This is a genomic window from Micromonospora sp. LOL_014, from assembly GCF_048060245.1.
Taxonomy (GTDB): Bacteria; Actinomycetota; Actinomycetes; order Mycobacteriales; family Micromonosporaceae; genus Micromonospora_E.
Genome location: NZ_JBHMIP010000013.1, coordinates 40,730 through 62,310, shown reverse-complemented (window position 1 = coordinate 62,310; position 21,581 = coordinate 40,730). Strand labels below are relative to the sequence as shown.

Below are 21,581 nucleotides of genomic sequence, written 5' to 3'. Positions count from 1 at the left end.
GGCCCACGGCCCGGCGCACCGGACGCACCTCACGAGGGTGCCGACACCGTCTCAGGAGCAGACATGGGCGTCTTCACCACCACTGCCGGCCCCGGCACCGCCACCGGGCACGAACAGGTCGTCTTCTGCCAGGACCAGCCGACCGGGCTGCGAGCAATCATCGCCATCTACTCGACCGCGCTCGGGCCGGCGCTCGGCGGCACCCGATTCTACCCGTACGCCTCCGAGGCCGACGCCCTGCACGACGTGCTGGAGCTGTCCCGGGGGATGGCCTACAAGAACGCAATGGCCGGACTGGACCTCGGTGGCGGCAAAGCAGTCATCTGGGGCGACCCGGAGCAGCTCAAGACCGAGCCGTTGCTGCGCGCGTACGGCCGGTTCGTCGAATCGCTCGGCGGACGCTACTACACCGCCTGTGATGTCGGCACCTACGTGCCGGACATGGACGTCGTGGCCCGGGAGACCCGGTTCGCCACCGGGCGTAGCCGTGCGCAGGGCGGGGCCGGTGACTCCTCCGAGCTCACCGCCTGGGGGGTGTTCCAGGGCATGCGCGCCGCCGCCGAGCACCGCTGGGGTTCGGCCAGCCTCGCCGGGCGGCGAATCGGTATCGCCGGGCTCGGCAAGGTGGGCCGCTACCTGACCGGTCACCTGCTCGACGACGGAGCCGCGGTGGTGGCCACCGACGTCAGCGAACGGGCGGTGGACTGGGCCCGGAACACCTATCCGCAGGTCGACCTGGTGGACGACACCGACGTGCTGATCCGCCAGGAGATCGACGTCTACGCGCCCTGCGCGCTCGGTGGGGCGCTCGACGACGACACCGTGCCGGCGCTGCGGGCCGAGATCGTCGCCGGGGCCGCCAACAACCAGTTGGCCCACCCCGGCGTCGAGAAGCTGCTCGCCGAACGGGGCATCCTCTACGCCCCGGACTACGTGGTGAACGCCGGTGGGGTGATCCAGGTGGCCGATGAGGTGACCGGGGCGGCCACACCGTCGGCCAACGGCCGGTACGGGTTCGACTTCGACCGGGCCAAGGCCCGGGCGACCGGTATTTACCAGACCACCCGGGAGATCCTGCGCAGCGCCGACCGGGAAGGCGTACCCCCGGCGGTGGCGGCCGACCGGCTCGCCGAACGCCGGATGGCCGAGGTCGGTCGGCTGCGCGCGATCCATCTCCGGTGAGCGGCCGCCAACCCGAGCGCCGCCGTCCCGGGCGCTGACCCGCCGGTCCGCCCCGGGTGGCCGTCACCGGGCGTGTGGAGAATCACCCGTACGGGTCACGAGCGGCGGGGATCGGGCTCCTTACCCCGCCGCTGCCCGTGACGAATCCCGCCGCTGCCCGTGACGATGTCGGCCGCCGATGACGCGCGGGAGCGACCCGATGCAACCCGAGGTGCCGAACCTGGGTCCGCCCATGTACCGTAAGAGCCACGAGAGATGCCTGACGTCATCGGGGCCCGCCTTCGGGCTGCCCCGAATTCTGTGCGAGGGGGTCGAGCCATGGGGCGCGGCCGTGCTAAGGCCAAGCAGACAAAGGTGGCCAGGGAGCTGAAATACCACTCCCCGAACACCGACCTCGCCGCCTTGCAGCGAGAGCTCGCCGGCAGCGGCAAGTCGGACCGTGATTTCGACGACGAGTACGATCCGTACCTCGACGACGATGACGAGGACGACCCAGCCGACGACGACCGGGGTAACTGGACACCCTCATCGTCCCGCTGAGGGTCCGACTGATCAGAGCACGCGGTCAGTGTCCGCGTGCTGATTCATGTCGACGAGGACTCCGGCCCGGCTGGTCGCCGTACGTGTGTCGGAATGCCACCATCCGGTGGTGCCTACCCCGGCGGGGTAGGCACCACCGGATGTCGTCGCGCCAGGCGGGCGACTGATCGGTGCCGCCCTGCCCGGGGGACGGGTCCGGGCAGGGCGCCAGGTACGCGGCTGGTCGGAGCGGTCAACGGGGGCGGTTGTTCCAGTTGTAGAAGGTCGGGATGTTCTCGAAGTGGTTCCAGGCGCAGACCGCGCCGTCGGCGCCGGCTACCTCGGCGCGACGCCGCCGGGCCTGTTCCGCTTCGGCGAGCAGCAGTTCCAGGCCGTCCCGGACGGCGTACACCCGGTCCGCCATCTGATCGTCGCCACCTGCTTCGGCGACGGTGGCTCCCGGGGCTGCGCGGACCGGTTCAGGCCGCTGCCGGCTGGTCTCTGGCATGGGCCAACACTCCCTCCAGTAGATGGATCTTGCTGTTACGGCAGTGGTTGGTCTCCGTACCATCAAAACGCCCGTGTTCGAAGTAACGGTTGGCAGCGTGACCACCTCCGCAGAACCCGAAGTACGGGCAGGTGGTCCGGCATGCCTCGACGCCCGCCACGAACTCGGTGACCCAGGGTGTCCGTTCCGGCGTGGCGAGGATCTCGGCCAGCCCGCTAGCCAACACGTTCCCGCTGGTGAAGTCCCCGTACCGCGGGTCGGAGAAGCCGGCAAGCTCCGGCGAGAGCAGCACCACCGACCCGTCGTACCCGACGGTGGGAATCGGGTCGAGCTGGCGGGGCAGCACCTCGTCGGCCGTGCCGTCGAGTACGGCTGCCGCGTACCGCAGCGACCATTCCACCTCGCGTAGATGAATCCGCGGTGCCTGCCGCCAGGCTCCGACCAGTTCCGCCCAGAAGCCGGCGACGGCCCGGTCCGGCCAGCGGTTCGACCGTACGTTCACGCCCTCCGTCTCCTCGATGTTGACGCCCAGCACGTCACAGCCGAGGTCGAGGAAGAACCGGTACAGCTCGGTGGCCAGGCCCGGGCTCGGGTCGCTGACCACGCAGAGCGCCGAGAATTCGATCCCGTGCCGGCGTAGCGCCTCGACACCGCTCCGGATCTGGTCGTAGGCGGGCCGACCACCCCGGGTGTGCCGGCCGTCGTTTCGCGCCCGCGGGCCGTCGACGCTGACGCTGACCCGGATCCGGTGTTCCCGGAAGAACTCGCACCACGGGTCGTCGATCAAGGTCGCGTTCGTCTGCACGTGGTGTTCCACGTCGGCGCTGAACGGGCTGATCAGCGCCGCGAGGTGGTCCCGCCCGGCGGCCAACGGCTCACCGCCGTGCCAGACCACCGAGAACCGGCGTCCCTGCTGCGCGGCCCAGGTGTTCACCGGTCGGGCGACCGCGGCGGCCACCGGGACCGGCATCCGCCGGTTGGCCGCCCGCAACGGCAGGTAACAGTAGCTGCAGTCCAGGTTGCACAGCGTGGTGGGCTGCATGACGACGTAACTCGGGACGGTCGCCACGCCGCGCATGCCGGTGGGGGCCGGCCGCCCCCCACCGGTCGGGTCCTGCCGGGTTTCGGCCCTGCTCATCCCCATCCTCCTGCCTGTGACGGATGTCGTTCCAGGCTAGGTGTCGGGGTCTGCCGAGGTGAATCGGCGGTACGGCCCGCCGGAGCGCGGCGGCGACGGCCCGCCGAGGTGACGCGGCAGCGGCCCGCTGTCAGCCTCGGGTGTGGTGACCGACCATCTGTACGGTGCCGGAGCCCTCGATGATGTCGCCGGCCTGCCAGGCCTCGATGCCGCTGCCGGTCAGGCAGGCGAGCGCCCGGTCGGCGTCCTGGGCGGAGACGATGGCGAACATGCCGACGCCCATGTTGAACGTCGACTCCATCTCGTTGTCCTCGATCCGGCCCTTCGCCTGCACCAGGTCGAAGATCGGCTGCGGCTTCCAGGTGGCGCGGTTGACCAGCGCGTCGACGTGCTCGGGCAGGATCCGTACCAGGTTTCCGGGGATGCCACCGCCGGTCACGTGGGCCAGGGCCCGGACCTCGCACTCCTCGATCAGCTTCAGGCAGTCCCGGGCGTAGATCTTCGTCGGGGTGAGCAGCTCCTCGCCCAGGGTCCGCTGCCGGCCGAAATCCTCGACCACCGTGTCCAGCCGCATCCGGCCGGCGCCGAGCAGCACGTGGCGGACCAGCGAGTAGCCGTTGGAGTGCAGACCCGAGGACCGCATCGCGATCACCACGTCGCCCACCTCGACGCGGTCCCGGCCGAGGATCTCGCTCTCCTCGACCACGCCGACGCCGGTCGCGGAGACGTCGTACTCGTCCGGCCGCAGCACCCCGGGGTGTTCGGCGGTCTCGCCGCCGAGCAGCGCGCAGCCGGCATACCGGCAGCCATCGGAGATGCCGGCGCCGATCTCGGCGACCTTGTCCGGCACGACCTCGCCGCAGGCGATGTAGTCGAGCAGGAACAGCGGCTCCGCCCCGCAGGCGACCAGGTCGTCGACCACCATCGCGACCAGGTCGATGCCGACCGTCTCGTGGATGTTCATCTGCTGGGCGATGACCAGCTTGGTACCCACCCCGTCGGTCGACGAGGCCAGGATCGGCTGCCGGTACTTCTGCACGTCGAGCCGGAAGAGCCCGGCGAAGCCGCCGATGTCGCCCATCACCTCGGGCCGGGTGGTCTTGTGCACCTTCGACTTGAGCAGCTCGACGGCGCGCTCACCGGCATGGATGGAGACGCCGGCGTCCGCGTACGTCACCGTGCGTTTGCGGCCGGACCGGCCGGCGCTGGCCGTCCACGGCTGGCGGTTGACCGTCCGGGCGCCGGAGTCGTCGGCGGGCGGGCCGACGTCCGCGCTGCCGCGCTCAGTCACGTGCGTCACGGTTCTCCCCTTTGTGCTTCTCGCGGCGAGGCCGCGTCGGGTAGCTGTCGAGGATCGCTCGACTCGGGCTGCCGGTCGGACGACCGAGGCCGGTCCGGCCGGTGCTACGGGCGGTGCAGGGCCTCGGGGCCGCCAGTGCTGACAGCGAACCGTTGAGCGCCCGGGCCGGTCCGGTCGCCGCCGGCCTGATAGTCCTGCTCGGTGATGTCCCCCGGATGGCCGACCCCGCCAGCGACCCGGCGGTCCACACCTTCGAGCACGTGCTTGCCGATCAGATTGCCAGCTGGCAACTCGATCGGGTACTCCCCATCGAAACATGCCCGACACAATCGTGTCTTCGGCTGCTCGGTTGCCGCTATCAGACCGGCAAGCGAGACATAACCGAGAGTATCCGCACCGATGGACCGGCGTATACCCTCTGTGTCCAGCCCGTTGGCCAGCAGTTCAGCCCGGGTGGCGAAGTCGATGCCGTAGAAACACGGCCAGCTCACCGGCGGTGACGAGATGCGTACGTGCACCTCCAGAGCACCCGCCTCGCGCAGCATCCGCACAATTGCCCGCTGGGTGTTGCCCCGCACGATCGAATCGTCGACCACCACCAGGCGCTTGCCGCGGACGTTCTCGCGCAGCGGGTTGAGCTTCAACCGGATGCCGAGCTGACGCAGCGTCTGGGAGGGCTGGATGAACGTACGGCCGACGTACGAGTTCTTCATCAGGCCGGCGCCGTAGGTGATGCCGGACTGCTCGGCGTAGCCGATCGCGGCCGGCGTGCCCGATTCCGGCACCGGGATCACCAGGTCCGCCTCGACCGGGTGCTCCCGGGCCAGTCGGCGGCCGATCTGCACCCGGGCGGCGTGCACGTTCCGCCCGGCGATGGTGGTGTCCGGGCGGGCGATGTACACGTACTCGAACAGGCAGCCCTTGGGCTCCGGCGGGGCGAACCGGGCCGACCGCAGCCCGTGCTCGTCGATGGCGATCAGCTCGCCCGGCTCCACCTCGCGGACCACGGTGGCGCCGACGATGTCCAGCGCGGCGGTCTCGCTGGCGACCACCCATCCCCGCTCCAGCCGGCCGAGCACCAGGGGCCGGACGCCGTGCGGGTCGCGCGCCGCGTACAGCGTGGTCTCGTCCATGAAGACGAAGCTGAACGCGCCCCGCAAGGTCGGCAGCACCTCCAGCGCCGCGGCCTCGACCGACAGGTCCGGGCGGCTGGCCAGCAGGCTGGTGACCAGGGCGGTGTCCGAGGTCGAGCCGTCACCGGACAGCCCTCGGTCGACCACCTCGCGGGCCAGCTCGGCGGTGTTGACCAGGTTGCCGTTGTGCGCCAGGGCGATCGTCGTGCCGGCGCTGGTCGCCTTGATCGTCGGCTGGGCATTTTCCCAGGTCGAGCCGCCGGTAGTGGAGTAGCGGGCGTGCCCGATGGCGAGGTGACCGCGCAGGCTGGCCAGGGTCGGCTCGTCGAAGACCTGGGCCACCAGGCCGAGATCCTTGTAGACCACCACGCCGGAGCCGTCACTCACCGCAATCCCGGCGGCCTCCTGACCCCGGTGTTGCAGGGCGTAGAGACCGAAGTAGCTGAGCTTCGCGACCTCTTCCCCCGGTGCCCACACGCCGAATACGCCACAGGCGTCCTGCGGACCGGGTCGTTGGGGATCAAGATCGTGACTCAACCGGCCGTCGCCTCGAGGCACCTGCCGCTCCCTCGTACTGGTCTGCACTGACGCCTGGCCTGCATGTGGCCTGCACGCCTCAGCGCGGGGTGTCACCGGACTACCGTCGCCGAACAGTGTACGCGAGGTTCCGGTTGGCCCAGTGTGCTCCATTTGGCCCCACACCCGCCGGGTGTCCACCGCAGTCAGCCGGGTGACCGCCGCAGCTGGCTGGCAAATCGCCAGCCCGCCTCACAGCGGCAGGTACGGGGATATATCGGACCTCGGACCACTCGCGGAGATTTGTCCATCCAGCACGGCCGAGGCCCAGTCGAGCTCGCCGGTCGCCAGCAGCACCCAGGTCACCGGGTCGATCTCCACCACGTTCGCGGGGGCGCCTCGGGTGTGTCGCGGCCCGGCTACACACTGAATTGCACCGTAAGGTGGGACACGGACCTCCACCGATCGGCCCGGCGCTCGCTCGGCCAGCGCCGCCAAGAGCAGGCGGACCGCATCGCGTAGCTGCACACGGGCGGGGACGGCACCGGCGGCCAAAGCGTCCCGCACGGCGGCGACCGTAGTGAACTTACTGTACGGAGAGGACACATCGGGACGATACGACTAGCTCCGGTGCCAGTGGCTCCCGCCCCTGGGTCGCGCACATCCGTCTCGGCAAGGCATAGTTGCCGACGGTGTACTCGTCACGGGTGACCCCTGCCCGAATCCTGGTGCGGGGGAAGGATCAAACCGGAAGGCGGTGGACGTGACAACACACCTACGAGCCTGGCTTTCGCGGGCCGGTGTTGTCGCAGCGCTGGCTGCCGTCGCACTAGTCGGCCTGCCCGCCGCGCCAGCGGCCGCCGAGGCACCCACAGTCACCATCCGCAGCCTCTCCAACGCCAACCTCAGCTCCGGTGGCCGGGCCACCCTCGAATTCGAGGTCCGCAACAACAACCCGGCGGGCGAAGAGGTGGAGGGCGGGACCTCCTTCAACATCCGGGTCGCCACGAACATCAACGAGCTCCGGTGCGAAGGGCAGTGCGACTTCACCGACACGATCGACCGGGGCGCGAGCAAGACCTACACGGTCGAGCTGATCGCCGGCAACCTCGGGACCAACCAGAACCGCAACGGCCGGGTGGAGATCGTCGCCGTCGTCGACGGGGAGAACGGCCGGGTCCAGCGCGACGTCTCGGTCCGCGGGCCGCAGGAGGCGCCCCGGGTCAAGGAGGTCGCCGGCAAGGTCACCGACGTCTCCACCGGTGAACCGATCGAAGGCGCCGTGGTCGTGATGAGCGACTCGCAGAGCAACAGCTACGACACCACCACCAACGGCAACGGCAACTACCGGTTCACCTCCAGCAACGACCGGCCGATCGTCCCCGGCGACATCCGGATCGCAGCGACCGCCGACGAGTACAACGACAGCGACGTGAAGGTCGTCACCGCCGCCGCCGGGCAGTCGATCACCGTCGACCGGATCACCCTGAAGTCGAACGTGGAGCCGACCCCGTCGGCCACTCCGGAGGCGACCCCGTCGGCGACCGCCGAGGCGACCCCGAGCGGCGCGGCCACCGAAGCCCCACCGATCGACACCCAGAACCTGGCGAACGAGAGCAGCGGCGGGGGGATGGGCTCCTGGCTGCTGATCATCATGGGCGGCCTGCTGGTCGCGCTCGGTGTCGGGGCCATCGTGCTGCTGCTGGTGCGGCGCAAGGATGGCGACGTCGACGACGACCCAGAGCCGGCCGACGACGACCCAGCTGACGGGCGGGCCGCACTGCCGGGCAGTCGCGGCGTCTACCACGGTGCCGACGACGCGACCCGGGTGGCGATGCCGCCGATGCCGCCCGGCCCGGTCTCCGACGCCACGATGGTGACCCGGCCGTCGCTATCGGACGCGCCGACGATGCTGCACCAGATGCCACCGATCAAGGACGAGTTCCCCGACCCGTACGGTGCTCCGCCGCCGCCCGGTCCGAACCCACCGGCCGGGCCCGAGCCACGGTACGGCGCGGACCAGCGCCCGGGCTGGGGTGGACCGCCGACCCAGCCCGGCTACGGCTCCGACCCCGCCGGTGCCACCAGCGTTTACGGCGCGGTTCCCGGCGCCGACCAGCCGGGTGGTGGGGCCGGGTCCGGCTACGATGGACCGGGCGGTGCGGCCCGCTCCGGCGGGACCTACGGCGGCAGTCAGTACGGCGGCAACGCCCCGTCGTCGGGGGCACCCGGCACCTACGGCACCCCGCCCTCGTCCGGCGGCCCGTACGGCGAGCCGGCCGGTCGGCCGCCAGCCGACGAGGCCGGCGGCTACCGCGGTGGCCGAAGCTACGGCGACGCCGGCGGCGCAGGCTACTCCGGCGGCAGGTACGGAGCGGACTCCGCCGGAGGGTACGGCACCGATCGTTACGACGAGCCGACCGGGCGCTACGAGCCGGGCAGCTACGGGCAGTCCGGCCCACCGTACGAATCCGCCGGTTACCCCGGCCCGGATCAGGGGCGCGGCGACGTGCCGCCACCACCGCGTGGTCCGGAGCCGCCGCAGCCCGGCTACCGGGGCGGCAGCCCCGGTTACGGGCCGGATGGCGGTGGTTACGGCGCGAGTGCGGGCTACGGCGGAAGCTACGGAGAAAGCCCGCCCCAGGCCGGCGGTTACCCCGACGCGGGCTACCCGGGCGGTGACTACGGTGGCGACCGGGGCAGTGGATACGGCTCCGACCAGGGCTACGGGTCACCGGACTACGGCCCCGGCGGGTCGGCGGGCTACGAGTCCGGCCGGGAACCGGGCGGGTACGGCCCCCCAACCGGTGGCGGCTACGACCAAGGTGGCGGCTACCCGCCTGGGGGCGGCTACGACGACCGCCGCGTCCCTGACCAACGGGGCGGCTACGACCAGCAGATGCCGTACGGACAGCAGCCCTACGACCAGCAGCCCTACGGCGCCGAGCAGCCGCCTGGCGACCAAACTCGGCACGGTGCCACGCCGCAGGCCGGCAACCGGGGTGAGCGACGTTCCCTCGACTGGCTCGACGACTGACGGCTACTCGACGCCTCATCGATGAGATGGGCCGGACCCGATCGGGTCCGGCCCATCTCATCGGTGAGTCAGTCTGCCGTCCGCCCGGTCAGCTCTGGTTCTTCGGCTTGCCGGCGGACGGGTCGGGGCGGTCCACCGGCTGAGCCGCGTCGTCGGCCGCGTCGTCGGCGGTCGCGTCGTCGGCCACCGTTTCCTCGGCCGCCGCTACGCCGCCGCTGTCTGCCGCTTCCTCGGCTACCGCCTCGCTGTCGGTGACTGCTTCCGTCTCCCGCTCGGTCACCGCGGCAGCAGGTTCGGTCACCGCTTCGGCTTCGTCGCTGTCCGGGTCGACGTCCACCGTCGCCGTGGTCTGCTCCGGCGTACCGGCCGGGGCGTCAATCGCGACCGCCTCGCTGGCCAACACCCCGACGGCGTCCGGATCCTGCGGGTCCGCCGGCACGTTACGCGGCCCCACCGCGCTGAATAGCGCCGGCAGGGTACCGGTGTGGGCACCGCGCAGCTCGTCCAGGCCGACGCTGAACTGGTCGCGGACCTCCAGCAGCCGGGCCGCCGGGTCGGTCACTCCGATCATGGTCCAGGGCAGTCCGTGCTCCACGCAGAGCGCGGTGAACGCCTTCTCATGCCCGCGCGGCACGGCAACCATGGCCCGCCCCGCCGACTCGCTGAACAGGAACACGAACGGCATCGAACCGTCGCTGAACTCCGGCGGCAACGCGATCCGCGCCCCGATCGACCGGCGCAGGCACGCCTCGACCAGTGCCTGGGCGAGCCCGCCGTCGGAGAGGTCGTGGGCCGAGGTGATGTGCCCTACCCGGGCCGCCGCCCCGATCACGGTGGCCAGCACCCGCTCCCGATCCAGGTCGACCTTGGGCGGCGTACCGCCGAGGTGCCGGTGGGTGACCCAGGCCCACTCCGATCCGGAGAGTTCCAGCTCGGTCTCGCCGAGCAGCATGATCAGGTCACCGTCGCTGTGTGACGGCGGGACGAAGCCCATCGGGACGCGCTGCGCCACGTCGTCGAGCACCCCGAGCACACCGACCACCGGGGTGGGGTGGATCGCGGCGGCACCGGTCTGGTTGTAGAAGCTGACATTGCCGCCGGTCACCGGGATACCGAGCTCGGCGCAGCCGTCGGCGAGGCCGCGAACCGCCTCGGCGAACTGCCACATCACGCTCGGGTCCTCGGGGGAGCCGAAGTTGAGGCAGTTGGTGACCGCCACCGGGCGGGCACCGGTCACCGCCACGTTGCGGTACGACTCGGCAAGGGCGAGCTTCGCCCCCTGGTACGGGTCGAGCCGGGCGTACCGGCCGTTGCCGTCGACCGACAGGGCGACACCGAGGCCGCTCTGCTCGTCGATCCGGATGACCCCGGCATCCTCGGGCTGGGCCAACACAGTGTTGCCTAGCACGTACCGGTCGTACTGCTCGGTCACCCAACTGCGGTCGCACAGGTTAGGCGAGGCGATCATCCGCAGCAGGGTTTCCCGCAACTCGTCCGGGGTGCCGGGGCGGGGCAGCGTCTCCGCCCGGTCGGCCTGCAACAGGATCAGGTCCGCCGGCTCGCGCATCGGCCGGGCGTAGACCGGGCCGTCGTCGGCCAGCGACCCCGGCGGTACGTCGACCACCACATGGTCACGCCAGCTGATCACCAGCCGCCCAACTCGACCGTCCGACTCGGCCGGGGTGACCTCACCGATCGCGGTGGCCAGCACGCCCCATTTTTCCGCGGTGGCGAGCACCGCGTCGAGCTGCGCCGGCTCGACGATCAGCAGCATCCGTTCCTGCGACTCGCTGGCCAGGATCTCGTGTGGCTCCATCGACGGCTCACGCAGCGGAACCCGCTCCAGCCAGACCCGCATGCCGGTGCCGGCCGCAGCGGCGGTCTCGGTGAGCGCGCAGGTCAGGCCGGCGCCGCCGAGGTCCTGAATGCCGACGACCAGCCCGGCGTCGTACAGCTCCAGGCACGACTCGATCAGCAGCTTCTCCATGAACGGGTCGCCGACCTGCACCGACGGGCGGCGCTGCTGGCTGGCGTCGTCGAAGGTGGCGCTGGCCAGCACCGACACCCCGCCGATGCCGTCCCGGCCGGTCTTGGCCCCCAGCAGCACCACGACATTGCCAGCCCCGGCGGCGGCCTTGTTCTGCAGCCGGTCCACCGGCAGTACGCCGAGGCAGAGCGCGTTGACCAGCGGGTTGCCCTGGTAGCAGGGGTCGAAGACGACCTCGCCGCCGATGTTGGGCAGGCCCAGGCAGTTGCCGTAGCCGCCGACCCCGGCGACGACGCCGGGCAGCACCCGGGCCGTGTCCGGGTGGTCGGCGGCGCCGAACCGCAGCGGGTCCATCACGGCGACCGGGCGGGCACCCATGGCGAGGATGTCGCGGACGATGCCGCCGACGCCGGTGGCCGCACCCTGGTACGGCTCGACGAAGCTGGGGTGGTTGTGCGATTCGACCTTGAAGGTGACGGCGAGGGTGTCGGAGACCCGGATGACACCGGCGTTCTCCCCGATGCCGGCGAGCATCAGGTCGCTGGCCGGGGCCTTCTCGCTGAACTGCCGCAGATGCACCTTGCTCGACTTGTAGGAGCAGTGCTCGCTCCACATGATCGAGTACATGGCGAGCTCGGACTGGGTCGGCCGACGGCCGAGGATCTGCTGGATCCGCTCGTACTCGTCGTCGCGCAGCCCCAGCTCGGTGTACGGCTGCAGCTCATCAGGTGTGTCGGTGGCGCGTTCGACGGTGTCCGGGCCACCGGCGTACCGGTCGACCGGTACGCCGAGGTCGGTCGCTGCCGGGCCGGCGGCGGCGGCCTCCGACTGGGTGGTCATGCCGGCACTCCCGCGAGGTGCTTGAGGATGGAGGTGAAGAAGCCAAGCCCGTCCCGGGACGGACCGGTCAGGTCCTCGACGGCGTGCTCCGGGTGGGGCATCAGCCCGACGACGTTGCCGGCGGCGTTGGTGATGCCAGCGATGTCGCGCAGCGAACCGTTGGGGTTGCCGCCGACGTAGCGGGCCACCACCCGGCCGGTCGATTCCAACTCGTCGAGGGTCTGTTCGTCGGCCACGTAGCAGCCTTCGCCGCTCTTGAGCGGGACGAGGACTTCCTGTTTCGGAGAGAACGCGTTGGTGAACGCGGTCCGGGCGGTCTCGACGCGAAGCATCTGGTCCCGGTTGCGGAAGTGCAGGTGCTGGTTGCGGGTGAGCGCGCCGGGCAGCAGGTGAGCCTCGCAGAGGATCTGGAAGCCGTTGCAGATGCCGAGCACCGGCAGGCCGTCACCAGCGGCGGCGACGATCGACTGCATGACCGGGGCGAACCGGGCGATGGCTCCGCAGCGCAGATAGTCGCCGTACGAGAAGCCACCGGGCAGCACCACAGCCTGGACCTCGCGCAGATCGGCGTCGCCGTGCCACAGTCGGACCGGCTCCCCACCGGCGAGCCGCACCGCGCGGGCGGCGTCGCCGTCATCGAGCGAGCCCGGGAAGGTGACCACACCGATCCGGGCGCTCATGACGGATCACCGGCTGTCTCAGGCTGCTCAGCCAGCCGGACCTGGTAGTCCTCGATGACCGGGTTGGCCAGTAACTTGTCCGCGATCTCACGAGCCCGATCCAGGTCGGGCTCGCCGGCGAACTCGATCTCGATCCGCCGGCCGATGCGCACCGCCGAGACGTCGCTGACACCGAGCCTCGGCAGCGCGTTCGCGACAGCCTGACCCTGAGGATCGAGAATTTCCGGCTTGAGCATGACGTCGACGACGACGCGAGCCACGTGGCACTCCTGACCGTGTACGCGTTGGGGGTGCCGGCCTCGAACGGGCCGCGCACCCCTCAGCCTACCTGGTGGCACCGGGTACGACGCACCGGCGGTCGAAGAGCCGAATCGGTGATCGGGCCACAAATCAGCCACGAACCGATAACGACGACATCGGTCACCGCCGACGGACCGGCTCATCGGCGGACCGGGCGCCCACGAACGGCCTGCCACACCCGGCTGGCGACCACCGGCCGACACGACGCGGGCAGCGCGGGGCCCCGAGGGGCGCGGGACGCCGTCGCGGGACATCAATGCATCGTATGACTTCGATTTGATCCTTGTAGATGACCATCGGAGCGCTTAACGTCATTCGTCAAACGCCCGGTGACGACCTTCGGACGGGCGCTGTAACAAACTCCGCTGCCGGATACCCGTCCGGCGGCGTGGCTCACCGACCCGTACCCCGGGTTGTTCCCTCGGAAGGAGCCCCACCCATGCGCGTTCGTCTGGCTGCGGCAGCAGTAGCCACCACCCTGATCGGCCTGCTGGCCACGCCAACTGCGGCGACGGCCGCACCGGAGGAGATCATCGGCGGCGGGACGGTATCGTCCGCCCCATGGGCCGCCGCGGTCTTCAGCAACGGCTCGTTCACCTGTTCCGGCAGCATCATCGCCTCCAACTGGGTGCTCACCGCGCGGCACTGCGTCAGCGGATCCATGTCGGTCCGGATCGGCAGCGTCAACCGCTCCTCCGGCGGCGTCACCCGTACGATCAGCTCCGCGTACGGCCGCTATGACCTGGCGCTGCTCTACTTCTCCAGCCCGGTCAGCACCAGCTACGTGACGCTGTCCAGCAGCTACCCGCCGGTCGGCTCGACCAACAGCATCTACGGCTGGGGCATGACCTGCTACAGCGGCTGCGGCGCGTCGACCCAGCTCAAGACCGCCTCGGTCCGGGTGACCAGCACCAGCGTCAGCGACGCGTACGGTGGCCGGGCGATCCGCAGCACCCGGATCAACGGCAACGCGTGGCGCGGCGACTCGGGCGGCCCGCAGTTCTACAACGGCCAGCAGGTCGGCGTCGCCTCCACCGCCAACGGCGTCAACATCCAGAACTACGGCAGCGTGGCGTACAACCGGTCCTGGATTCGGTCGGTAGCCGGCGTCTGACCCGAGCTGAACCTGGTCTGGAACCGACTGGTGCTGACGCGCGACGGCGCGGACCCCGTGGACAGATCACGGGGTCCGCGCCGCCGTGCTCTCACCGACTGTGCGGCATCCGGTCGCTACCGACGGGTGCCGGCGAGCGCCGCCACCAGCGCTCGGGCACTCTTGACCAGCTCGCTCGACCCACGACGCGCCGCCACGGTGGTCACCCGCGGAATCTCGCCGCTCGCCCCGCACCGCAGCACGCACTCCACCGCAAGGGTCAGCAACTTCCCTACCCCCCGCGCCACCGGTTCGCCTTCGAGCAGGCCGGGGAGCGCGCCTCGACACACCGACCACACCGTGGCGTACGCACCGGTAGCGGCCATCTCCCTCAGAGTCTCGATTGCCCGGCTGAGAGTCACAAACGAATACCCCTCGGGACCAAGCTTCACGATCTGCCGGCCGAGCAGTTCGCCGTTGAGGTCACCGCGGGCAGCCAGGACCAGGATCGCGTCAATCGCCGCCGCGCGTTCCCGAGGACGGTCGGCGTCCATGGCCAGCGCGAGTCTGAGATGCAGGGCGAAATCGGCCGGGCCGCCCGACTCGGCCAGTTGCGGAAGCAGACGCATCCAGGCCCGCCTGTCCCGCTCCGTGTAGGGCTCACGAGCGCTGTAGTCGTAGTAGCAGTTCGCCACCCTGTCCCGGTGGTGCGGCAACGTGGCCACCCAGGCCGCCAACTGGTTGCGGCACTGCCGATCCCACCTCGTGCCGGTACGGAAGAGCCGCTCGGCGTCGGCCGGTAGTTGTAGATCGGTCACGGCCCCGGGCAGGTCGATCAAGTTGTGCACGATGTTGAAGGCACTAATTTTTTCCCAGTCGTCCGGTGTCGACGGCTGATGCGGGTAGCCGCCGGCCCGTAGCCAGCTGGACAGGCGGCGACCGGCGTCGCCCGGCAGCCTCTCGGCCGCATCGATGATCTGCTCGTCGGTGGTGGGAATGACCCGCAGCAGGGCCTGACTAAGATCGACCGATCGCGCGGCGATGCCACGCTCGGCATACCCCGTCAGGCGCTCCACGAGTACCGCCGCGTCGAGGGCTCCGGTGGCGTCGGTCGGGACCGCCAGCAGGTACGGAAGGTCACCGGCGCGTACCGCCCCGGCGGCCTCCCGAATACGTGCGGCGAGCAGCTGACCTGGAGGCGAGAACTCGCCGCGGCAACAGCAGCAGCGCGCAACGAGCCAGTCGTCGTCTGGCACCGCTCCGGTCACCGCCTGGACGACGACCCACAGGTGTACGGGTGTGCAGTCACTCGGCCGTCCCGGTACCCGCCGCACGACGGGGGCCAGCGCTGCGGCGAGTCCGACCCGGTCGCGGACCGAGTGGCGGACGAGTCCGTCGAGCGCCTGTTCGAACACCACGATGTCCGGGCTGCCGGCCAGCACGGCGGCTACATGTTCGGCGACCTCGGCGGGCGTGCCGAGCGGTTCCGGCACCGCAGTGGGCGCCTCGACCAGCGGCAGCGTCTCGACGTACGGCTCGTCGCGCCGCGCCACCGGTCCGAACAGGTCAGCGGCCTGCGCGGACAGTGCGGGCGTCAACCGGGCCGCCGCTGCCGCAAGGGCAGTCCGGATCGGCTCGTCGGCACCGGCGTGCTCCGCCGCCGACGCGGTATCCAGATGCCGGGCGACCACCTTGAGCGCCTGCTCCTGCAGAGCGATGTCCGGATGTCCGAACGCCAGAGCTGCCGATCGCACCAGCTGGCCGGCTCGTGCCGGGTCTCGTCGCGCTGTCCGGTCGAGCCACGTCAGGTGCGCCCGGATGAGCTTCTTGTCCGCTCGGCGAAGGAGTCGTCGGGTCGTTTCGGTGACCAGCTCCGGCTCGATCAGGCCGGCCTCGTCAAGCTCGGCGAGGCGGACCCGGGCGTACTCGGCCACCGGAACCCACAGGTCCAGAAAGGTGAGATAGTCGCGGCCCACTGCGGCATGTTGCGCCAAGGTGGGTGGCATATCGTCGACCATCTCCAAACGACGGCGCAGTACGCTGCGTTCGCTCGTCTGCCGGACCTGCTCCAGCCACTCTTGCAGCCTTTCGGACCAGTACGCCGCCGCCAGCGCACGCCACCGCGGATCATCAGCGATCAACCGCACCAGCGCCTTGTCCCCCTGCGGCGAGCAGAGATCGCCGTTGTCGACTCGGCGGAAGATGAGGTCGACGACGTAGTCCCCGCTGATGAGGCCAGCTTCGATGAGTTCGGCCTGTGCCGAGTCCGACATATAGTAATATGGTTCTTTCTCGACGATGGGCAGCAGGACCGGCGTGAGTGGGTCGTTTCGCATCCGCTCACCGAACGTCGCGCCGGGCGGGTTGGGGACCAGATCCGGGTCCCCGCCGTACCACCGGGCTGAGAGCCAGTTGAGCAGGAACGGGTGGGAGGTCGGCGGGGGGCAGCCGGTGCGCCGGATCAGGTAGTCGGCAAGCGGGAAGAGTTTCCTTGCGCTGTCGATCGCGGCAACCAGCTCGGTCTGCTGCTCGGCCGTCCAGTGGTCGACCACCTCGACCACCCACCGGTGCGGCCCAGCGGTCTTGTTCTTGTCGTCCTCCCAACTGATGTCAGCCTTCTGGCAGTAGTGGTTCTCCATCCGGGTGAGCCATTTTCCGGCTGTGCTGGGGTCGGGTTGCGCGGCGAATTCGGCGGCGAGGCGCGCGAACCGCTCCGGCTGAGGCAGTTTCTCCCACTTGTGACACAGCAGTGCCGTCCGGAACTCGGCGAGCGTCTCGGCATGTCCGGCGCGCTGCGCCGGGGTGAGATTTCTCATCGCCCGGCCCACCCCGGCCACGTCACCAGCGACGATCCGGTCCATTATGTCCACTGTAGCCTCACATCGAGTTCGTGGTGATACGGGCGGCGAGCACGTGCTTGCACGGCCCCCGTCCGCCCTGGTACTTCGCCCACCAGAGGCAGGTGCAGCTCGCCCCGGCACCGGCACCGGCACCGGCACCGGCACCGAACCGTACGGTGTGGATCTCCTTGCCCTTACCGACGGTCGCCAACCCGTCGGCGATCGTGACGGCACCGGCGGCGACCAGCTTGCGCGCTGCCCGCAGCCGCGGATTGAGCCCTTCGACCTGCTGCGGTCGGTACGGCAGGTCGCGGTGGAAGTGCGACTGCTCGGCGAGGTCATAGCCGACCTGACCTGCCGTGCCCAGGGTGGTCAGGGCTGCCCGGACCCGGTGTGACGGCAGGTCCGCCATCCGGGCCAGCTGGTCGACATCGATCGTCGGGTCCCAGGCCAGCAGCGCGGACACCAGGGCGGCGTCCTCGGTCGCCGTCGAAGTGGCCAGATCGTCGAGCACCCCGCCCTCGCCGGAGAAGCCCCGTGCCGCCGCCGGCGAGAGCATCAAGGTCAGCCGCATCCCCGGCAGCCGTGCCTCCCACGCGACGGGCCCGAGGGTTCCGTCGGCTGGGGCGTAGATCCGGACGGCGTCCGCGTACGGCAGGACCGGCCACAGCGTGGTCAGCCGCTCGACGCCGGGCAGGCCGATCGTGCCCGGTCCGGGGCGGGTGGCCGGGCGCAGGCCGCGGCCGGTCGCGCTCACCCAGTGCGTGGTGCCGATGACTGACCGGGTGGTAGGGCGTGGCGCTGCCCGCAGGACCGCCTCCGCGTCCGCCGGCGGCACCTCCGCCCGCAGGCTCAGCCCGGTGGCCAGCACCTGCGCCTCGGCGAAGCCGCGCACCCACCGCGACGGCAGGGGTACCTGCTTTTCCACGTACCGCCCGTCGAGCGTCGTGACGGCAACCTCGTCCGCCCCGACGAGCAAGTGCAGCGGCGTGGCAGCACCGACCCGGTTGAGCGCTCGGCGGAAATCCGAGTTGACGTCGACGTTGGTGGTGCCGTGCCGGATCACCTCGCCGTCCAAGCCGTCGTCGAGGATGTCGAGGCGGGCGTAGACCCCACAGCATCCGGAGAAGGACTCGATCCGCAGCCGGTCGCCGTTGGCCGTGACCACCGGGTCCAGCGAGGCGGCGAGCTGTGGCCGGTAGTAACGCGTCGCCGCCACGTCGGCGACGACGAGGAACGCGGTCGCGGCAGCGACGGGGGCGGTAAGGAAACCTGTGAACAGCTGCGGATGCGTCACCGGGCCCTCGGGGGTCGCCCCGCCGGATGTCTCCAGCAGCATGGTCAGCCTGCCTGCATCTCCCTGGAGGCGGGAGAACCCACGGTACGCGTAGTCGTAGTCGGACACGGCGGCAATCCTGGCAGGAGTGCCCAGAACCGCCCAGTAGCCCCAACCAGCTAAGAAACGGATGAACTGCCGTTTCGTTGGCGAGGAGGGCCGTCGCTCCGCGGCCGTGGATCCTCTATTCCCGGCAGTTGACTAGTGCCTGCCCAGCGGGTGTCGGCTGACCGCTAGCTGGCGCGGGCTCCGCTGAGGTACCAAGTGGCCGCGCTGTGCCGTTTGACGGATGGCGCAGGCCCCACCAATGCCCGCGAGCAGGGCACGCCATCACTCATAGCATCGGTTCCGTGCTGATCGTGACGACGAACGATCTACCGGGATACGAAATCCGGATTGTGCTGGGTGAGGTGGTCACCTCGGTGGTCCGCTCGATCAACCCCTTCAAGGAAGGCGTCAAGGCGCTGCGGGGCGGCAAGTCCGACCCGGGCGGACCGGCCAGCCTCACCAAGTACCGGACCGAGATCATCGGCAAGCTGGGCGATGCTGCCAAGAAGAAGGGCGCGAACGCCGTCATCGGAATGCGGTTCGACACCCGGCAGGTGGGCAGCACCCACATGGAGCTCTGTGCGTACGGGACGGCCGCCGTGGTGCTGCAGCTCCGGCCCGACGCCGGCGACGACTCGAAGCAGTCGAAGATCGACGCGAGTCACGCCGACGCCAGCGCCGGCAACGAGACCGGCGGCTCGGCCGGCTCCGGCGGCAGGTAGGTCTACAGGATCGGGGCCGGCTGGTAGGCGGCGGCCACCGGGTGGTCGGCGACCACCGCGGCCACCCGGTCCGCCACCGCCCGCACCTGCGACGGCGCGGCGCCGACGAAGCCAGCCCGGTCGGCGACCACCATTGCGATCTCGTCCCGGCTCAACCCGAGCCGCCCGTCGGCGGCGAGCCGGTCGAACAGGTCGTTGTCGGCGGCACCCTGCTCCCGCATGGCCAGCGCCACCGCGACCGCGTGCTCCTTGATCACCTCGTGCGCTACCTCCCGGCCGACACCGCCGCGCACCGCCGCGACGAGAATCCGGGTGGTGGCCAGGAAGGGCAGATAGCGGTCGAGTTCCCGGGCGACCACCGCCGGGTACGCGCCGAACTCGTCGAGCACGGTGAGGAAGGTCTGGAACAGCCCGTCGGCGGCGAAGAACGCGTCCGGCAGCGCCACCCGGCGCACCACCGAGCACGAGACGTCGCCCTCGTTCCACTGGTCGCCGGCCAGCTCGCCGACCATCGACAGGTAGCCCCGGATCACCACGGCCAGCCCGTTGACCCGCTCGCTGGATCGGGTGTTCATCTTGTGCGGCATGGCGCTGGAGCCGACCTGCCCGGGCCGAAAACCCTCGGTGACCAGCTCGTGGCCGACCATCAGCCGGATGGTGGTGGCCAGCGAGGACGGGGCGGCGGCGACCTGGGCCAGGGCGGAGAGCACGTCCAGGTCGAGGGAGCGGGGGTAGACCTGGCCGACGCTGTCCAGCACCCGCCGGAAGCCGAGGTGACCGGCGACCCGGCGCTCCAGCTCGGCGACCTTGGCGGCGTCACCGTCGAAGAGGTCCAGCTGGTCGGCGGCCGTGCCGACCGGCCCCTTGACGCCGCGCAGCGGGTAGCGGTCGATCAGGTCGGTCAACCGTTCGTACGCGATGAGCAGCTCCTCGGCCGCCGACGCGAACCGCTTGCCCAGCGTGGTGGCCTGGGCAGCGACGTTGTGTGAGCGGCCGGCGAGGACCAGGTCGGTGTGCTCGACGGCGAGCCGGGCCAGCCGGGCCAGGGTGCTGGCGACCCGGTCGCGGATCAGCTCCAGCGATGCCCGGATCTGCAGCTGTTCGACGTTCTCGGTCAGGTCCCGGGAGGTCATCCCCTTGTGGATGTGCTCATGGCCGGCGAGCGCGCTGAACTCCTCGATCCGGGCCTTGACGTCATGCCGGGTGACCCGCTCGCGCTCGGCGATGGCGGTCAGGTCGACCTGGTCGACGACCCGTTCGTACGCCTCGATCACCCCATCGGGCACGGCGATGCCGAGGTCGCGCTGGGCGCGCAGGACGGCGAGCCAGAGTCGCCGTTCCAGCCGGATCTTCTCCTGCGGGGACCAGAGAGCGGCGAGCTCGGTGGAGGCGTACCGGGCGGCGAGCACGTTGGGGATCTGCGGGCGCGATGTCACGTACGGCAGTCTGACACGCCGGCCTGCCGGCCCCGCCGGGCAGCCGGTGGCAATCTGACTGATCTGGCGGATCTAGGGACAATTGCGTAACTGGCCGCATTTTCCGTCGTTCAGCCTGTCGTTGCCGGATTCTTCCGGCCACGCCGCTCCTGCTCCTGCCCGACGGTGCGAGTCGCATCCCCACCTGGGTCGGTGAGGCCGAAGTCCGAGACGAGGAACTGTGCGTACCACCACACGCCGCGATACATCCATGCTCGCCGTCGCAGCTCTGGCCGGCGCACTCGCCAGCCTGGCGCCGTCCGGGCCGGTCACGGCGGCGGAAGGAGACGGACCCGTCGCCACGGCGACCGTTGCCGAGGCGGCGTACGCGTGGCCAGCGCAACCGTCCGACCCGGCTCCACCAGGACCTACGGGCGTCGAAGCGCTCATCGGCTCCGCGTATCGCAGCGATGCCACGCCCTGGATCGACTCGGTGAACCCCGGTGAGGGTACCGCCGCCGGCGGTACGACGGCGACGGTCAGCGGTACCAGCTTCATCCCCGGGCAGACCCGGGTGACAGTCTGCGGCCGGACGCTCGGGCCGGCGGTCGTCACGGTCGGTGGCGCGTTAAACGTGTTGACCTTCCCAGCTCCCGCCTGCGAGGGCGGCGCGACGACGATTTCCGTCAGCACCCCGGCCGGTACCTCCAACGAGATGGCTTTCCGGTACCTCGGGGAAGGGCCACTGGTAACCGGCGGACCAGGCTACGGGGCATCGGATCACGGTCTTCCGGTCACTGGGCGCACGCTGGGCCCGCTCGTTGTCAGCGGCCTTCTGGCGATCCTGGTTGGTGCCGCCCTGCGGTTCGCCGCCGGCGGACAACTCGACCCAGAGACGAGACGGATCGGCGACGTCGACAAGAGGTGAATTTGGCTTCTTTGACAAGATGGCGGCTGAGATGGTGTCCGGCGGGTCGCGTATCGTAG

Annotated in this window: 17 protein-coding genes; 6 read left to right on the top strand and 11 right to left on the bottom strand. The window is 70.5% G+C overall.

Annotated features, from left to right (window positions below):
• Nucleotides 1–63: 63 nt before the first annotated feature.
• Both ACFHW1_RS13720 and ACFHW1_RS13715 read left to right on the top strand, forming a co-directional pair.
• Nucleotides 64–1,182: a Glu/Leu/Phe/Val family dehydrogenase gene (locus ACFHW1_RS13720; protein WP_416553883.1), complete on the top strand. Its 1,119-nt coding sequence runs from the start codon at nt 64–66 to the stop codon at nt 1,180–1,182.
• A gap of 318 nt (nt 1,183–1,500) precedes the next feature.
• Complete coding sequence (locus tag ACFHW1_RS13715) at nt 1,501–1,722, top strand: DUF3073 domain-containing protein (protein ID WP_123606444.1); 222 nt, start codon at nt 1,501–1,503, stop codon at nt 1,720–1,722.
• Between the two features lie 232 nt (nt 1,723–1,954).
• On the opposite strand, the gene amcA is transcribed toward ACFHW1_RS13715, so the two are convergent.
• The 5 genes from amcA to ACFHW1_RS13690 form a co-directional block, all read right to left on the bottom strand.
• On the bottom strand, nt 1,955–2,209 hold the full coding sequence (gene amcA / locus ACFHW1_RS13710; RefSeq protein WP_416553881.1) for a multiple cyclophane-containing RiPP AmcA: 255 nt from the start codon (nt 2,207–2,209) through the stop codon (nt 1,955–1,957).
• Nucleotides 2,181–3,287 (bottom strand): cyclophane-forming radical SAM peptide maturase AmcB, encoded by a 1,107-nt coding sequence (gene amcB / locus ACFHW1_RS13705; RefSeq protein ID WP_416554073.1) that lies wholly within the window; start codon nt 3,285–3,287, stop codon nt 2,181–2,183. Before amcB ends, amcA begins: the two co-directional genes overlap by 29 nt.
• A 190-nt stretch (nt 3,288–3,477) precedes the next feature.
• Complete coding sequence (purM, locus tag ACFHW1_RS13700; RefSeq protein ID WP_416553879.1) at nt 3,478–4,647, bottom strand: phosphoribosylformylglycinamidine cyclo-ligase; 1,170 nt, start codon at nt 4,645–4,647, stop codon at nt 3,478–3,480.
• A gap of 104 nt (nt 4,648–4,751) precedes the next feature.
• Nucleotides 4,752–6,338: an amidophosphoribosyltransferase gene (gene purF, locus ACFHW1_RS13695; RefSeq protein WP_233606602.1), complete on the bottom strand. Its 1,587-nt coding sequence runs from the start codon at nt 6,336–6,338 to the stop codon at nt 4,752–4,754.
• A 210-nt stretch (nt 6,339–6,548) separates the two neighbouring features.
• Nucleotides 6,549–6,902 carry a sterol carrier family protein gene (locus tag ACFHW1_RS13690; RefSeq protein ID WP_416553877.1) on the bottom strand — a complete coding sequence of 118 codons (354 nt, stop codon included), beginning with the start codon at nt 6,900–6,902 and terminating at the stop codon, nt 6,549–6,551.
• Between the two features lie 157 nt (nt 6,903–7,059).
• Here ACFHW1_RS13690 and ACFHW1_RS13685 point away from each other — a divergent pair, with 157 nt between their 5' ends.
• Nucleotides 7,060–9,333, top strand: a complete 2,274-nt coding sequence (locus ACFHW1_RS13685; protein ID WP_416553875.1) for a carboxypeptidase regulatory-like domain-containing protein — start codon at nt 7,060–7,062, stop codon at nt 9,331–9,333.
• Nucleotides 9,334–9,421: 88 nt separating this feature from the next.
• Here ACFHW1_RS13685 and purL read toward each other — a convergent pair whose 3' ends face one another.
• From purL to purS, 3 genes are read right to left on the bottom strand one after another with little or no spacing between them, the layout of a single operon-like run.
• Nucleotides 9,422–12,160 carry a phosphoribosylformylglycinamidine synthase subunit PurL gene (gene purL, locus ACFHW1_RS13680; protein WP_416553873.1) on the bottom strand — a complete coding sequence of 913 codons (2,739 nt, stop codon included), beginning with the start codon at nt 12,158–12,160 and terminating at the stop codon, nt 9,422–9,424.
• Nucleotides 12,157–12,840 (bottom strand): phosphoribosylformylglycinamidine synthase subunit PurQ, encoded by a 684-nt coding sequence (purQ, locus tag ACFHW1_RS13675; RefSeq protein WP_416553871.1) that lies wholly within the window; start codon nt 12,838–12,840, stop codon nt 12,157–12,159. Before purQ ends, purL begins: the two co-directional genes overlap by 4 nt.
• Complete coding sequence (gene purS / locus ACFHW1_RS13670; RefSeq protein WP_278172523.1) at nt 12,837–13,100, bottom strand: phosphoribosylformylglycinamidine synthase subunit PurS; 264 nt, start codon at nt 13,098–13,100, stop codon at nt 12,837–12,839. Before purS ends, purQ begins: the two co-directional genes overlap by 4 nt.
• 479 nt (nt 13,101–13,579) lie before the next feature.
• Between purS and ACFHW1_RS13665 the strand changes: the two genes are divergently transcribed.
• A complete protein-coding gene (locus ACFHW1_RS13665) occupies nt 13,580–14,254 on the top strand; it encodes a S1 family peptidase (RefSeq protein ID WP_416553869.1) in 675 nt (224 codons plus the stop codon).
• A 116-nt stretch (nt 14,255–14,370) separates the two neighbouring features.
• Here the strand turns inward: ACFHW1_RS13665 and ACFHW1_RS13660 are convergent, their stop codons facing one another.
• Nucleotides 14,371–17,094, bottom strand: a complete 2,724-nt coding sequence (locus ACFHW1_RS13660; RefSeq protein ID WP_416553867.1) for a hypothetical protein — start codon at nt 17,092–17,094, stop codon at nt 14,371–14,373.
• A gap of 16 nt (nt 17,095–17,110) precedes the next feature.
• On the bottom strand, nt 17,111–18,478 hold the full coding sequence (locus ACFHW1_RS13655; RefSeq protein WP_416615531.1) for an SWIM zinc finger family protein: 1,368 nt from the start codon (nt 18,476–18,478) through the stop codon (nt 17,111–17,113).
• A gap of 281 nt (nt 18,479–18,759) precedes the next feature.
• Between ACFHW1_RS13655 and ACFHW1_RS13650 the strand changes: the two genes are divergently transcribed.
• A complete protein-coding gene (locus ACFHW1_RS13650) occupies nt 18,760–19,179 on the top strand; it encodes a YbjQ family protein (protein WP_416615529.1) in 420 nt (139 codons plus the stop codon).
• 2 nt (nt 19,180–19,181) lie between these two features.
• On the opposite strand, the gene purB is transcribed toward ACFHW1_RS13650, so the two are convergent.
• The gene (gene purB / locus ACFHW1_RS13645) at nt 19,182–20,615 is read right to left on the bottom strand and encodes an adenylosuccinate lyase (RefSeq protein ID WP_416553861.1); all 1,434 of its coding nucleotides are present in this window, start codon (nt 20,613–20,615) and stop codon (nt 19,182–19,184) included.
• Between the two features lie 250 nt (nt 20,616–20,865).
• Between purB and ACFHW1_RS13640 the strand changes: the two genes are divergently transcribed.
• Nucleotides 20,866–21,522, top strand: a complete 657-nt coding sequence (locus ACFHW1_RS13640) for an IPT/TIG domain-containing protein (RefSeq protein ID WP_416553859.1) — start codon at nt 20,866–20,868, stop codon at nt 21,520–21,522.
• Nucleotides 21,523–21,581 lie beyond the last annotated feature (59 nt).